The following is a 13,898-nucleotide window of genomic DNA, read 5'->3' on the forward strand; positions in this document are numbered from 1 at the left end:
GGCGCGCGCCATGACCGACAGATTCGCTTTTCAGGTCGCCGCGACCGACGGCGCCGCGCGCACCGGCGTCATCCGGATGCGGCGCGGCGAGATCCGCACCCCCGCCTTCATGCCCGTCGGCACCGCAGCGACGGTGAAGGCCATGCGCCCGACCGAGGTGCGCGCCACCGGCGCCGACATCATTCTTGGCAATACCTATCATCTGATGCTGCGGCCCGGCGCCGAGCGGATGGCGCGGCTCGGCGGGCTGCACGATTTCATGGGCTGGGACCGCCCGATCCTGACCGACAGCGGCGGCTATCAGGTGATGAGCCTGTCGGCGCTGACCAAGCAGAGCGAAGAGGGCGTGGCGTTCAAGAGCCATCTCGACGGCTCGCGCCACATGCTGACCCCCGAACGCTCGATGGAGATTCAGCGTCTGCTCGGCAGCGACATCGTGATGGCGTTCGACGAATGCCCGCCGAACGGCGTCGATGCAAAGCGCGCCGAAGCGAGCATGGAACGCTCGATGCGCTGGGCGGCGCGCAGTCGCGCGGGGTTCGACGCGGGCGAGGAGCATGCGTCGCGTTCGGCGCTGTTCGGCATTCAGCAGGGCTCACTCGACGAGCGGTTGCGCGCTCGCTCGGCCGCGGCGCTGACCGATATCGGTTTCGACGGCTATGCGATCGGCGGGCTTGCGGTGGGCGAGGGGCAGGAAGCGATGTTCGGCGTGCTCGACTTTGCGCCCGGCCAGCTTCCCGCCGACAAGCCGCGCTATCTGATGGGGGTGGGGAAGCCCGACGATCTGGTCGGCGCGGTCGCGCGCGGGGTCGACATGTTCGACTGCGTGCTGCCGACGCGTTCGGGCCGCAACGGTCAGGCCTTCACCTGGGACGGGCCGGTCAACATCCGCAACGCCAGACATGCCGAGGATCTGGGGCCGCTCGACGCCTCGTGTGACTGCCCGGTCTGCACGACCTGGTCGCGCGCCTATCTCCATCATCTCGTCCGTGCGGGCGAGATGCTGGGCGCGATGCTGATGACGCAGCATAATCTGCATTTTTATCAGGCGCTGATGCAGGCGATGCGCGACGCCATTGCGGCGGGGACGTTTGCGGCGTTCCAGACGGATTTTGCCGCGCGCTACCGGAAATGAATCAGTTCAGCTTGTTTAAGAGGTCGAGCATCGATTGGGGGATGGTTTCGTCGACGGCAGAGTCGTAGGCGCGGCGCAGGGCGATATTAATCTCCTGCACCTTCCCGGGGAGTTTCTTCTCGGCGTCCTTTCCGGCCGGCTTTTCGGGCGGCGTAGCGGAATCAGACGACATCATATTGCCAGACGCTCGACATGGGCCCTTTTGCTAACCGCGCGGTAACCAAAGCGCAATGCGCCTTTGTTGCTTCCCTGGGAAACTAATTTACGGCTAAATCGTTCCCAAGGGGTGAAATTATGCCGGGCGATGCGGATTTTTTCGTGTGTCACGGTTCGGAATCGGCGGATTTCTCCGCCGTATCAGGAGGGTATCCATGTCATTAGGCCAGGCGATCGCGCCGCATCTTCCCTATTTGCGGCGCTATGGCCGCGCGATTTCGGGGAGTCAGCAGAGCGGCGATGCGCTGGTCGCGCGCCTGCTCGAAACGCTGGTGGCGCATCCGGACGCGATCGACGCGGGGAATGAGCTTCGGATTCAGCTCTATCGGATGGTCCACGACAATTTCGGTCTGATGACGGACCAAGCTGCGGCTGGCGACGAGACTATTCCTGCCGAGATCGCGGTCGCCGACGCGCGGCTTCGCCGCATTCCGTCGCTGGCGCGCCAGGCGCTGCTGCTGACCGCGGTCGAAGGCTTCAGCACTGCGGAGACCGGGCGAATCATCGGCCGCGATGCTCCCGCGGTCGAGGCGCTGATCGCCGAGGCGATGGAAGAGATCGACCGCCAAACACGCGCGCGCATCCTGATCATCGAAGACGAACCGATCATCGCGATGGATATCGAGATGATCGTTCGGGAACTCGGCCACGATGTCGTCGCGGTCGCAACCACCCACGCCGAAGCGGTCGCCGACGCGCAGACGCATCAACCGGGCCTCGTGCTCGCCGACATCCAGCTCGCCGACAACAGTTCGGGGATCGAGGCGGTGCAAGAAATATTGACCGCCATGACGGTGCCGGTGATCTTCATCACAGCTTTCCCCGAGCGGCTGCTGACCGGCGACCGGCCCGAGCCTGCCTTCTTGCTCACCAAACCCTATCAGCCCGCGACGCTGCGCGCGGCGATTTCGCAGGTGCTGTTCTTCGACGAAAGCACCGTGCCGGCGTAAATCTGATTCGTCATTGCGAGTGCAGCGAAGCAATCCAGAGTGGCGTAAACCGCCTTGGATTGCTTCGCTGCGCTCGCAATGACGCACGGAGGGTTGATAGCTGGGTGAGAGCAGGCGATAGCGGCACTCGATGACCGTACTCGACGCATCCGCGCGCCAGTCCGCGCTCGACCGGCTGACCGCCAACGCGCCCTTCCTCGCCCGGCTCGCCGAGCTCAATCCCGACGACGTGACGCGGTTTCTTGCCGACGGCACCGACGCCGCGCTCGCGCTCGTCGCGCCGCCGCCGGTCGACGGCGACATCATGCGCACGCTGCGCCAATGGCGCGGGCGCGTGGCGTTGCTGCTCGCGCTCGGCGACCTGTCGGGCGAGCATGATGTCGCGGCGACGACGCGGCTGCTTTCGGTTTTCGCCGATCAGGCGTGCGACGCGGCGATCCAAGCCGCCTTCGCCGAACGCGTGCCCGATGAGGAAGCGCGCGGGCTCGCGGTGATCGCGCTCGGCAAGCTCGGCAGCCATGAGCTCAATTACTCGTCGGACATCGACCCGATTTTGATCTTCGACCCCGAAACGCTGCCACGTCGTTCGCGCGACGACCCTGACGAAGCCGCAGTGCGGATCGCGCGGCGGATGGTCGAGATATTGTCGGCGCGCACTGCCGACGGCCACGTCCTGCGCGTCGACCTGCGGCTGCGGCCACATCCCGAGGTGACGCCGATCGTGCTGCCCGAAAGCGCCGCCATCTCCTATTATGAGTCCGAGGCGCTCGCGTGGGAGCAAGCGGCGTTCATCCGCAGCCGCGCGTCGGCGGGCGACCGCGTGCTTGGTGAAAATTTTCTCGCCGCAATCCAGCCCTTCATCTGGCGCCGCAGCCTCGATTTTCGCCAGCTCAAGGAAATCGGCGCGATGAGCGACCGCATCCGCGATCATTTCTCGCAGGGGCAGGCGTTCGGCCCGGGCTACGACCTCAAGCGCGGGCGCGGCGGCATCCGCGAGATCGAGTTTTTCGCGCAGGTCCATCAGCTTATCTACGGCGGGCGCGATCCGTCGCTGCGCGTTCCCGCGACCGTCGACGCGCTCGCCGCGCTGGCGAAGGCGGGACGGATCGACGGCGCGGTCGCCGAACGGCTCACCGGCCATTATGCGACGCTGCGCCGGATCGAGCATCGCCTGCAGATGATCGAGGATCAGCAGACGCATTCGCTGCCGACGCAGGCCGAGGCGCTCGACGCCGTGGCGCGGCTCGACGGCGAGGCCGACGGCGCCGGCCTGCTCGGGGCGCTCGAACCCGTGACCGCCGACGTCGCTGCCTGCTACGACCGGCTCGTCGTCGAGCGTGCCGCGACCGGCGGGTTGCCGCGCGACGAGGGCGAGCTGGCGGGCGCGCTGATCGCGGCGGGCTTCGAGCCGCCCGATGCCGCGCTGCGCACCATCGCCGGCTGGCGCGGCGGCAAGCTGCGCGCGCTGCGCAGCCCGGCGGCGCTTGAGGCGCTTGAGGCGGTGCTTCCCGAACTGGTGAAGGCGATCGGCGCGGCGCCCGATCCGCAGGCGACATTGCTCCGCTTCGACACGCTCGTCGGCGGGCTGCCGAGCGCGATCAATTTCTTTCACCTGCTCGCCGCGCAGCCCGAGCTGGCGCGGATCGCGACGCGCATCCTCTCGCTCGCCCCCACCCTGGCCGACGCGCTCGGCGCGCGGGTCGAACTGATCGAAGGGTTGATCGACAAGCGCGCGTTCGAGGCGCCCGCAACGAAGAGTGAGTTGCTCTCCGAATGGGCGCCGGGGCTGGCGGGGCTCGACTATGAGCGCCTGCTCGATCGCGTCCGCGACCGCGTCGGCGAACGGCGCTTCGCCTATGGGGTGCAACTCGTTGCCGGGGCGAGCGACCCGATGACGATCGCCTGCGGCTATGCGGAGCTGGCCGAGGCGGCGTTGCAGGTACTCGCCGATCCGACGGTGGCGGAGTTCGTCCAGGCGCATGGCCGCGTCCCGGGCAGCGAACTGGTCGTCCTTGCGCTCGGCCGGCTCGGGGGCCGGGCGCTGACGCACGCTTCGGACCTCGACCTCATCTATCTTTTCACCGGCGATCATCTCGCCGAATCGGACGGGCCGCGTCCGCTCGGCGCGACGACCTATTACAACCGTCTCGCGCAGCGTGTGACCGTGGCGATGTCGGTGCCGACCGCGGCGGGAAAGCTCTACGACGTCGATACCCGGCTGCGCCCCCAGGGCGCGCAAGGCCCGCTCGTCGTCACCCTCGACAGTTTCGAGCGCTATCAGCGCGAGGAGGCGTGGACGTGGGAGCATATGGCGCTGCTCCGCGCGCGGCCGGTCTATGGTTCGGACGGCGCGAAGGCGGAACTCCACCGCATCATCGACGATCTGCTTGCGAGCCCGCGCGATCGCGATGCGGTCGCGAAGGATGCCGCCGAGATGCGCGACAAGATCGCCGCGCACAAGCCGCCGAAAGGCCCGCTGGACATCAAGGGCGGTCCCGGCGGCCTCGTCGACCTCGAATTCGCGATGCAGGTCACGCAGCTTGCCACCGGCCGCTGTCACGACCCCAATATCGGCTCGGCGCTCGCCTGCATGCGCGTCGATGGTCTGGCGCCCGCCGAGGTTTGCGACGCGCACGCGCTGCTCGGCCGGATGCTCGTCATGCTGCGGCTGACCGCGCCCGACGGGGAACCCGCGACGCCCGCCGCGCGTCAGCTTGTCGCGAGCGCGTGCGGCGAACCCGGCTGGCCGCAATTGCTTGCCGCGCACGACGCGGCACGGCACGAGATCGCCAACTGGTGGGCGTCGATTCGCCCGCCGCAGCAGGAGACACAGCCATGAGCCTCGCAATCGGCGACGCCATTCCCACGGTTACTTTGCTCGACGCCGACGGGGCGACGATCGACCTTGCGGCGATGAAGGGCGCGCCGCTGGTCGTCTATTTCTACCCCAAGGCCGACACGCCGGGCTGCACCACCGAGGCGCAGGATTTCACGCGCCTCGCGCCCGATTTCGCGCATCTGAACGCGCAGGTGCTGGCAGTGTCGCGTGACGCGCCGGCGAAGCTCTGCAAGTTCCGCGACAAATATGGGCTGACCGTGCGGCTTGCCTCCGACGAGGATGGCGCGGTGTGCGAAGCCTTCGGCACCTGGGTCGAGAAGCAGAATTACGGCCGCACCTATATGGGGATCGAACGCTCGACCTTCCTGTTCGGCGCCGACGGCAAGCTGGCGAAGGAGTGGCGCAAGGTCCGCGTGAAGGGCCACGCCGACGCGGTTCTGGAGGCTGCGAAGGCGCTTTGATGCCAACGCTGGGCGAAGCTGCGCGCGCGGTGCTGCTGACGCCGGACCCGCACGACAAGCGCCGCGCGGCGCGCGCGCTGGCGCGGGCTTGGCGGCGCGGCGAACTCGCGCATCGCTGCGACGTGCCGATGCCCGATCGTCCGGCGTGGCCCGAAAAGCCCGAATTGCTGCCGCCGAACCGGATGCCGCGCCGCCGCAAGGGCGGGTCGGATCGCGGGCGGATCGCGATGCTCCACGCGCTCGCGCATATCGAGTTCGCCGCGATCGACCTTGCGGTCGATCTCGTCGGGCGCTTCGGCGGTGAATTTCCACGCGGCTTCGTCGACGACTGGATCGGGGTCGCCGCCGACGAGGCGATGCACTTCGCCCTGCTCGACCGGCGATTGCGCCAGCTTGGCAGCTTCTATGGCGAACTCCCCGCCCACGCCGGCCTGTGGGAGGCCGCCGAGGCGACCAGCGACGATGCGCTCGCGCGCCTCGCGATCGTCCCGATGGTGCTCGAAGCGCGCGGGCTCGACGTCACGCCCGCGACCGTCGAACGCTTCCGCGCTGCCGGCGACGCGCCGTCTGCGAAGATTTTATCGCGTATTTACAAGGATGAAGTCCGGCATGTGCGCGCCGGCACAGCCTGGTTTAACCAAAAGTGCGACGAAATGGGATTCAACGCCGTCGAAACGTGGCAAAGCCTCGTAAAATCGCGATTCCGGGGTTCCGTTAAGCCGCCGTTCAACGACTCGGCGCGCGGTGAAGCCGGTTTAACGCAAGACTATTACGCCGTTATTGCTTGGTAAGGCTTGGGCCGTCATCAACACTCGCGGGCAGGGACGAGTTCCCATCCGAACATAACATCCGGCACCAGCGGCCCTTAAGAAAGGGCACTGGCGACAAGGACTGCGGGGTCGATACGTGCGATACGCTTCTCTGGCGCAAAAGTTTCATCTTGGCCTCATTGTCTGCGCCGGTGCGCTGACGGGCCTTGCCGCTCCGGCGGCGTATGCGGCGGACGCTGCCGGTGCCGATGCCGGCATCGCCGTTCCCGACGAACCCGATCAGGACAATTTCCCGGCGAGTCTGGTCGCGCAGACTGAGGATCGCGAAGCGCGCGCGATCTTCCAGGCGTGGAAGCGCCTTGACACCGGGCTGGCCGCGAACATCGGCGTCTCGGTGCCCTCGCGCCGCCCGATCGAGCAGATGTCGCTCTCCTCTTCCTATGGGATGCGCGTCCATCCGATCACCGGCAAGCTCGCGCGTCACAACGGCGTCGATATTCCGGCGCCCTATGGCACTCCGATTTACGCGACCGCCGACGGCATCGTCGGCCGCGCCCAGCGGCTCGGCGGCTATGGCAATTATGTCGAGATCGAGCATGGCAACCAGATCGAGACGCGCTACGGCCATATGTCGTCCTACATCGTCAGCCCCGGCCAGCAGGTGAAGAAGGGCGACGTGATCGGCTATGTCGGCTCGACCGGTCGCTCGACCGGCAATCATCTCCATTATGAAGTCCGCATCGAAGGGTCGCCGGTCAATCCGCTGCCCTTCTGCGCATCGGATTCGATGACGATCGCGGCGATGACGGGTAACAAGAAGCTCGCAATGGGCGGTCCCGAATAAAGCTTCTCTGGGTCGGAGAGGAGGGGCGCCCCACGGTAAACGGCCGGGGCGCCCTTTTCATTTGAGCGCGCCCCTCCTATCTTGCGGCCATGGCCACGCAGATTTCCGACATTAGCCTGTCCCCCGCCGCCGCCGCGCGCGTCCGCTGGATCGCCGACCGCAAAGGCGAGGCCGAGGCGGCGCTGCGCCTCGCGGTCGACGGCGGCGGCTGTTCGGGCTTCACCTATCGTTTCGGGCTGGCCGAGAGTATCGACGCCGATGACGTCGTCACCGAGACCGACGGGGTGAAGCTGGTCGTCGATCCGGTCAGCATCGACCTGGTGCGCGGCTGCGTCGTCGATTTCGTCGATTCGCTCGGCGGATCGTCGTTCAAGGTCGAAAATCCCAATGCCGCCTCGGGCTGCGGCTGCGGATCGAGCTTCTCGATCTAGGGGCTACACCGCTTCCGTTTGTGCTGAGCTTGTCGAAGCACCGTCCTTCTTTTACGCTGGAAGGAAAGAACGGCCCTTCGACAAGCTCAGGGCAAACGGAAAGAGATGTGAGCCGGTGCCCCTGAAAGTCGCGACCTTCAACATCAACGGGATCAAGGCGCGCCTGCCGCGCCTGATCGAATGGCTCGAGGAAACGCAGCCCGACGTCGCCTGCCTGCAGGAGCTCAAGTCGAGCGACGAGACGATGCCGACCAAGGAGATCGAGGCGGCGGGTTACGGTTTTCTCTATCACGGGCAAAAGGGCTTCAATGGCGTCGCGATCCTCGCCAAGGGGACCGAACCGCTTGAAATCCAGCGCGGCCTGGCGGGCGAGGCCGAGGACGAGCAGTCGCGCTATCTGGAGGCCGACGTGTTCGGCGTGCGCGTCGGCTGCATCTACCTGCCCAACGGCAATCCGCAGCCCGGGCCGAAGTTCGATTACAAGCTGCGCTGGATGGCGCGGCTGCGCGAACGCGCGAAGGCGCTGCTCGCCGCCGAGGTGCCGGCGATCCTGACCGGCGACTATAATGTCATCCCGCACGACGACGATGTCTGGGATCCGCGCGCGATGGCAAACGACGCGCTGATGCAGCCCGATTCGCGCGATGCGTATTTCCGTATCCTCGGCGACGGCTGGACCGACGCGATCCGCAGCCGCCATCCGGCGGGCGGCGTGTGGACCTTCTGGGACTATCAGGCGGGCGGCTGGCAGCGCGACCATGGCTTCCGCATCGACCATCTGCTGCTCAGCCCCGCAATGGCCGACCGGCTGACCGATGCCGGGGTCGACAAGGATCATCGCGGGCGCGAAAAGGCGAGCGACCACGCGCCGACCTGGGCGGTCTTCGCATGAGCCTGCTGTCGGCCACTCACCTGGCCGACGCGCCGCTCTTCGCGGGACTGGGCGAAGCCGAGCGCGCCGAGCTTGCCGACGCTTTCGTCCCGCGCCATTTCGCCGACGGCTCGGCGATCCTCGTCCAGAACGAACGCGCCGAAGGGCTGTTCCTGATCGATCAGGGCCGCGTCGATATCGGCAAGCGGTTGCCCGGCGGGGGACTTGCAAAGCTCGCCGAGGTCGGGCCGGGCGAGGTGATCGGCGACATGGCGCTGATCGGCCGCGACCTCCGCCGCTCGGCGATGGGTATCGCGCGCGGTCCCGTCGCGACCTGGTATCTTCCCGCCGATCAGTTCCGCGCCGCGCTGGCGCGGCTTCGTCCCGCGTCGCTGCAATTGCAGGCCGAACTCGGGCGGCTGATCGCCGGGCGCGTCGTCGCCAAGGCGGCCGACATCGCGGCGCTGCTGGTCGCCGAGCCCGGCGCCTTCACCCCGCGCCCGCGGCGCGGTCTCGCGCCGGTGGCCGAGGACAGCTTCACGCCCGAAGCCTTTCTCGCGAAACTGCCGTGCTGTGCGGCGATGACGCCGGCGCAGCGGCTCGCCTTCTGGGACGCCAGCGCGCGGATCGAAGCGCCCGCCGATACCGACCTTGCACCCGTCGGCGGGGCGGCGGATCGGGTCTGGCTTGTCGTGCGCGGCGCAGTTCGCAGCGCTTTGCCGCACCGCGAGGGCATTTATCAGCTTACCGTCACCGGCCCCGGCCAGTTCGTCGGCATCGCCGCAATGCTTGCGGGCAGCAGGCACGACCGGCTGCTGAGGACCTGCGAGCAAGCGACGCTGCTCGCCTTCGATCGCGCGACCTTTGCCGAGATGATCGCGACCGGCGACGCGCTCAGCCGCGAGCTCGGCGCGTCGGTCAACGCCGATCTGGTCACCGCGCTCGACGCGCTTGATCAGGTCGAGGCGCGTATCCTCGCGATGCGCCGCGGCCACGCGGTGGCGGCCTGAGGAAGCAAGCAGCAAGGGAAAATGATGACGGAAAGCAAGGCCTATCAGGTCGCCGACTGGAACGGGCGCAGCGGCGAGCAATGGGTCGCCAATCAGACACGACTCGACGCGATGCTCGTCGCGTTCGGCGACGCGGCACTTTCGGCGGCGGCGGCGGGCGAGGGCGACCGGGTGCTCGACGTCGGCTGCGGCGCGGGTGATACGAGCCGCGCACTCGCCGCGCGCGTCGGACCGCGCGGGCATGTGCTGGGCGTTGATATTTCGGCGCCGCTGATCGACCGCGCGCGCGAGGTAACCCCGGATGAGGCGCCACTGGCGTTCGAGCTTGCCGATGCGAGCACCGCAGCGCTGCCGGAGCGGGCATTCGACCTGCTGTTCTCGCGCTTCGGGGTGATGTTCTTCGACGATCCGGCGGCGGCCTTCGCGCACATGCGGGCAGCCCTCAAGCCCAAGGGGAGGCTGGCGTTCGTCTGCTGGCGGAGCGGGGCGGAAAATGACTGGGTGCGCCTGCCGATGGCGGCGGTCGCGGACCTGATTCCCCTGCCACCACCGCCCGATCCCGAAGCCCCCGGCCCCTTCTCGTTCGGCGACAGCGGCCGTGTCGCGCGCATCCTGACCGAGGCGGGATTCGCCGATATTTCCATCGCTCCATTCGATCATCCCGTTCCCTTCGGGCACGGCGCGACGCGTGAGGCGGCGGTCGACAATGCGGTGGAAATGGCCTTTCAGGTCGGTCCGCTGGCGCGCCTGCTCGCCGAGCAGCCGGATGAGATCCGCGCGCAGGCGGCGGAGGCGGTGCGGCGCGCGTTCGCGGCGAAACCGGGCGACCGGTCGGTGATGATCGACGGCGCCGCCTGGATCGTCACCGCGCGCAATCTGGCGGGGTAGAGCCGCGAGTTTTAAGCCGACTCACTTCCCGTTCGTGTCGAGCGAAGTCGAGACACGAACGGAATCCGAGTGATGTCGATTTAACGCGCTCCTTTCTGGCGCAGCCTATCGCGCCAGCGGCACCACCCGGAACGCAGGGCGGTTCCCGTCCATTTCGGCATGGATCATCGCATATTCGGGCACCGGCATCCACGTCGCGCTGTTCGATGACAGCGGCTCCGACGCGATAATCACCGCGCGCGGTTCCTCCTCGCCGCCGACCATCTGCCATTCGCCGTCGTGCAGGCCGTAATCGCGCCCGGTCGTGAACCACATCGAGAGGAAATTCATATTCGCCTCGTGGAGCTGGTCGGGCGACCCGGTGCGGTAATGGCCGAAGTCGAAGCAATGGCGCAGCCCCAATATCTGTCGCCCGGTGGTGACGAACAGGTTGCAACTCGACGAGATGGCGATGCCGTGATGCCGCCGCGCCGCCTCGATCAGGTCGACGGTCCGCTGCACCGCCGCGATCAGTGCGTCGCGCGCCGGTTCGACCCGCCAGTCGGGAAGCTGCGACAGCAGCAGCGCATAGACCCACTCGCTGTCGGTCGATCCCGAAATCTGCGCGAGCAGTTCGGGGTCGATGTCGGCCATCAGCGTCCCCTTCATTTCCCCGATGCGATAGATGTCGCCATTGTGCGCCATCGCGACCGCCGCGCCGGGAAAGTGAAAGGGATGGGTGTTCTGCTCGCTGACCTTGACGCTCGTCGAATAGGCGACGCCGCGGACGTGCGCGATCACGCATTCGGCGCGCGTCTTGATCGCCAGCGATTTCAGATTGCCGTCGAAAATGGGCAGCGAGGGCGAGCGGTAGCGGTGCGGCAGCTCGGGAACGAAGCTGGCGCTGTCCCACGCCATCATCCCGAACCCCGCGAGGTTCAGCATGTGCAGCATTCGCGGCATATAGGCCTGATTGACGAGGCTGCTGTCGGGCTTGAACAGCAGGTCGTCGAGCTGCACCGGCTCGCCCAGATACATCATCGCCCGGCACATAGACTGCCCCCGCCCGCTGGTTGTGCGCGAAGCCTACACCGCTTGCCGGATCAAGGCGAGCGGTGGATCAGAGCGGCTTGTCGTAGATCTGGTAAACGCGGTTCACCGTCGCGTTGATTGCCTCGGCGACTGCGTTCATCCCCTGATTGTCGTCGAGCACCCAGCCGATGTCGCCCTGCTCCGCACCATAATCGGCGACGCCGTCGCGGCGGATATATTCGATCATCATGAAGGCGAGGGTGCTCGCCATCCGGCTGTTCTGAAGCTTCTTGACCACGCCCATCAGGGGTACGCGCAGCCGCTTGCTCTTGGGTTTGCGCAGCCACCAGAGCAGCTTCGCCCAACCGAAGGGAAGGAGCGACCCGTCCATCTCGATCAGTTTTTCGTTGATGTTCGGCAGCACGATCATGAAGGCGACCGGCTCGCCGTCGACTTCGGCGACGCGGATCAGATCCTCGAAGACGATGTCCTTCAGCTTCTTGCCGACATAGGCGATCTCGCTGTCGGTGAGCGGGACGAAACCCCAATTGTCGGACCAGGCATCGTTCAATATGCCCATGATCAGCTTGGCTTCGGCATCGAACTTCGACTTGTCGACACGGCGGATGCGGATGCGACCGTTCTTCTCCCCCGCCGCAACGATGCGGTTCACGATCGGCGGGAAGCCGTCGACGATCTCGACCGCATAATTATAGAGCTTCTTGACCGGGCGATAACCCTCGGCCTCGATCCACGCCCGATAGAGCGGGCTGTTGTGGCCGAGCATGATCGTCGGCGGGGTGTCGAAGCCCTCGATCAGCAGGCCGGGTTCGTCCCAGATCGAAATCGACAGCGGGCCGAGCGCGCGGGTCATCCCCTGGCCGCGCAGCCAGTCTTCGGCGGCGGCGATCAGCGCGTGCGCGGTTTCGCCGTCCTCGGCCTCGAGCAGGCCCCAGTTGCCGGTGCCCGGCCCCATGCCCTGTGCCGAGGGCTGTTCGAGCGCGAGAAAGTCGATATGCGCCGAAATGCGCCCCACCGTGCGCCCGCCGCGCCGCGCGAGGAAAAGCTGCGCCTTGCCATGCTCGAACCAGGGATTCTCACCGGGGGTCAACAGGCCGTAAACCTCCCCCTTCAGTGGCGGAACCCACGCGGGATCGCCGCGATTGAGGCGATAGGCGAGCTCGACGAACTCGCGCTTTTCGGCCTTGCCCTGGACGGGATGGATGGTGATCGGGCCTTCGTTATGGGCGGTCATGCTGGTTTCCTGAAGAGGCGATCCTATATGATTGGCGACGCATTAGGGCATTGCCGTGGCGCTGGCGACCCGCATTCGGCCATTTTGCTGCCACGAAATCATGGTGAAGATATAGGCATGTTAGCGATGAACACCCTTGTCGACCGGATGTCGGAGTCGCCGGCGGTAAAGACGCCCAAATCGGCGATCGCCGACGATATGGCGATGATCCGCGCGGCGTCGGAGCTGACGCGCGATCTCGTCGTGCCGAGCGCGCGCGTCTATTGGACCGATTTCCTCGCTTCGACCGTCATCGGTTATGCCGGCGTCGCGGCGGCAATCCTCGCGCCGTCGACGGCGTGGATGCTGTGCGCGGCCCTTGTCGCGGTGCTCGCGCTCTATCGCGCGGGCAGCTTCATCCACGAGCTCACCCATATCCGCAAGAATGCGCTGCCGGGGTTCCGCCTCGCGTGGAACATCCTCGTCGGCGTGCCGCTGCTCATCCCCTCCTTCATGTACGAGGGCATTCACAGCCTGCATCACAACCGCACCAAATATGGCACGGTCGAGGACCCCGAATATCTGCCGCTCGCGCTGATGAAGCCATGGACGGTGCCTTTGTTCGTCGTCGCGGCCGCCTTTGCGCCGCTCGCGCTCGTTTTCCGCTATGCGGTGCTGACGCCGCTGTCGTTCGTGATTCCGCCGCTACGCCGCGTGGTGCGCGAGCGCTATTCGGGGATGATCATCAACCCGATGTTTCGCCGCAAATCGCCCGAGGGCGAGTTCCGCCGTCAATGGGCGTGGCAGGAAGCCGGCGCGTGGGTCTGGTCGAGCCTGCTCGTGACCGCGGGCGTCTTCGGTTGGGTGCCGCTGCGCGCGCTGATCATCTTCGGTTCGATCGCGGCGGCGACGCTGGTGCTCAACCAGATCCGCACGCTGGTCGCGCACCTCTGGGAAAATGACGGCGCGGTGCTGACCGTGACGGGCCAGTTCCTCGACAGCGTCAACGTGCCGCCGCCGGGCCTGTTGCCCGAACTCTGGGCACCGGTGGGGCTGCGCTATCATGCGCTGCATCATCTGCTGCCGGGCGTGCCCTATCATGCGCTGCCCGAGGCGCATCGTCGCCTGAAGGATGCGCTGCCTGCAGACTCGCAATATCATGGCGCCAATTATCGCAGCCTGCCGAAGCTGGTGATGAACCTCGTCGCCGGCTCGGCGCGCGGAGCCGCAGCTTAGGG

General features: G+C 66.7%; 14 protein-coding genes. 11 read left to right on the forward strand and 3 right to left on the reverse strand.

Going from position 1 to position 13,898, the window contains the following annotated elements; all coding sequences use genetic code 11:
- Window positions 1-10 precede the first annotated feature (10 nt).
- Window positions 11-1,135 (forward strand): tRNA guanosine(34) transglycosylase Tgt, encoded by a 1,125-nt coding sequence (gene tgt / locus ACVENA_RS02715; protein ID WP_449327541.1) that lies wholly within the window; start codon window positions 11-13, stop codon window positions 1,133-1,135.
- A gap of 1 nt (window position 1,136) precedes the next feature.
- On the opposite strand, the gene ACVENA_RS02720 is transcribed toward tgt, so the two are convergent.
- Window positions 1,137-1,310, reverse strand: coding sequence for a NepR family anti-sigma factor (locus ACVENA_RS02720; protein ID WP_449327542.1), 174 nt, complete (start codon window positions 1,308-1,310; stop codon window positions 1,137-1,139).
- Window positions 1,311-1,506: 196 nt separating this feature from the next.
- On the opposite strand from ACVENA_RS02720, the gene ACVENA_RS02725 reads away from it, so the two are divergent.
- The 9 genes from ACVENA_RS02725 (at window position 1,507) to ACVENA_RS02765 (ending at window position 10,415) form a co-directional block, all read left to right on the forward strand.
- Window positions 1,507-2,301, forward strand: a complete 795-nt coding sequence (locus tag ACVENA_RS02725; RefSeq protein ID WP_257547966.1) for a response regulator — start codon at window positions 1,507-1,509, stop codon at window positions 2,299-2,301.
- A gap of 130 nt (window positions 2,302-2,431) precedes the next feature.
- A complete protein-coding gene (locus ACVENA_RS02730; protein WP_449327543.1) occupies window positions 2,432-5,140 on the forward strand; it encodes a bifunctional [glutamine synthetase] adenylyltransferase/[glutamine synthetase]-adenylyl-L-tyrosine phosphorylase in 2,709 nt (902 codons plus the stop codon).
- A complete protein-coding gene (locus ACVENA_RS02735) occupies window positions 5,137-5,601 on the forward strand; it encodes a peroxiredoxin (protein ID WP_449327544.1) in 465 nt (154 codons plus the stop codon). Before ACVENA_RS02730 ends, ACVENA_RS02735 begins: the two co-directional genes overlap by 4 nt.
- Complete coding sequence (locus ACVENA_RS02740; protein ID WP_449327545.1) at window positions 5,601-6,392, forward strand: ferritin-like domain-containing protein; 792 nt, start codon at window positions 5,601-5,603, stop codon at window positions 6,390-6,392. Before ACVENA_RS02735 ends, ACVENA_RS02740 begins: the two co-directional genes overlap by 1 nt.
- A gap of 115 nt (window positions 6,393-6,507) precedes the next feature.
- Complete coding sequence (locus ACVENA_RS02745) at window positions 6,508-7,215, forward strand: M23 family metallopeptidase (RefSeq protein WP_257547972.1); 708 nt, start codon at window positions 6,508-6,510, stop codon at window positions 7,213-7,215.
- 89 nt (window positions 7,216-7,304) lie between these two features.
- Window positions 7,305-7,646, forward strand: coding sequence for an iron-sulfur cluster insertion protein ErpA (gene erpA, locus ACVENA_RS02750; RefSeq protein ID WP_449327546.1), 342 nt, complete (start codon window positions 7,305-7,307; stop codon window positions 7,644-7,646).
- 121 nt (window positions 7,647-7,767) lie between these two features.
- Window positions 7,768-8,538 carry an exodeoxyribonuclease III gene (xth, locus tag ACVENA_RS02755; protein WP_449328884.1) on the forward strand — a complete coding sequence of 257 codons (771 nt, stop codon included), beginning with the start codon at window positions 7,768-7,770 and terminating at the stop codon, window positions 8,536-8,538.
- A complete protein-coding gene (locus tag ACVENA_RS02760) occupies window positions 8,535-9,527 on the forward strand; it encodes a cyclic nucleotide-binding domain-containing protein (protein ID WP_449327547.1) in 993 nt (330 codons plus the stop codon). Before xth ends, ACVENA_RS02760 begins: the two co-directional genes overlap by 4 nt.
- A 21-nt stretch (window positions 9,528-9,548) precedes the next feature.
- A complete protein-coding gene (locus ACVENA_RS02765) occupies window positions 9,549-10,415 on the forward strand; it encodes a class I SAM-dependent methyltransferase (RefSeq protein ID WP_449327548.1) in 867 nt (288 codons plus the stop codon).
- Between the two features lie 105 nt (window positions 10,416-10,520).
- Here the strand turns inward: ACVENA_RS02765 and ACVENA_RS02770 are convergent, their stop codons facing one another.
- Window positions 10,521-11,435, reverse strand: a complete 915-nt coding sequence (locus ACVENA_RS02770) for a class II glutamine amidotransferase (RefSeq protein WP_449327549.1) — start codon at window positions 11,433-11,435, stop codon at window positions 10,521-10,523.
- Window positions 11,436-11,514: 79 nt separating this feature from the next.
- Window positions 11,515-12,681, reverse strand: coding sequence for an N-acetyltransferase (locus ACVENA_RS02775; RefSeq protein ID WP_449327550.1), 1,167 nt, complete (start codon window positions 12,679-12,681; stop codon window positions 11,515-11,517).
- Between the two features lie 126 nt (window positions 12,682-12,807).
- Here ACVENA_RS02775 and ACVENA_RS02780 point away from each other — a divergent pair, with 126 nt between their 5' ends.
- A complete protein-coding gene (locus ACVENA_RS02780; protein ID WP_449327551.1) occupies window positions 12,808-13,896 on the forward strand; it encodes a fatty acid desaturase family protein in 1,089 nt (362 codons plus the stop codon).
- Window positions 13,897-13,898 lie beyond the last annotated feature (2 nt).

Source organism: Sphingopyxis sp. 550A, assembly GCF_053569535.1.

Coding starts and splice junctions, on each gene's coding strand:
- ACVENA_RS02735 (WP_449327544.1), top strand. CDS start 5,137: ATGAGCCTCGCAATCGGCGACGCCATTCCCACGGTTACTTTGCTCGAC.
- ACVENA_RS02740 (WP_449327545.1), top strand. CDS start 5,601: ATGCCAACGCTGGGCGAAGCTGCGCGCGCGGTGCTGCTGACGCCGGAC.
- tgt (WP_449327541.1), top strand. CDS start 11: ATGACCGACAGATTCGCTTTTCAGGTCGCCGCGACCGACGGCGCCGCG.
- erpA (WP_449327546.1), top strand. CDS start 7,305: ATGGCCACGCAGATTTCCGACATTAGCCTGTCCCCCGCCGCCGCCGCG.
- ACVENA_RS02720 (WP_449327542.1), bottom strand. CDS start 1,310: ATGATGTCGTCTGATTCCGCTACGCCGCCCGAAAAGCCGGCCGGAAAG.
- ACVENA_RS02780 (WP_449327551.1), top strand. CDS start 12,808: ATGAACACCCTTGTCGACCGGATGTCGGAGTCGCCGGCGGTAAAGACG.
- ACVENA_RS02730 (WP_449327543.1), top strand. CDS start 2,432: ATGACCGTACTCGACGCATCCGCGCGCCAGTCCGCGCTCGACCGGCTG.
- ACVENA_RS02775 (WP_449327550.1), bottom strand. CDS start 12,681: ATGACCGCCCATAACGAAGGCCCGATCACCATCCATCCCGTCCAGGGC.
- ACVENA_RS02765 (WP_449327548.1), top strand. CDS start 9,549: ATGATGACGGAAAGCAAGGCCTATCAGGTCGCCGACTGGAACGGGCGC.
- ACVENA_RS02760 (WP_449327547.1), top strand. CDS start 8,535: ATGAGCCTGCTGTCGGCCACTCACCTGGCCGACGCGCCGCTCTTCGCG.
- ACVENA_RS02725 (WP_257547966.1), top strand. CDS start 1,507: ATGTCATTAGGCCAGGCGATCGCGCCGCATCTTCCCTATTTGCGGCGC.
- ACVENA_RS02770 (WP_449327549.1), bottom strand. CDS start 11,435: ATGATGTATCTGGGCGAGCCGGTGCAGCTCGACGACCTGCTGTTCAAG.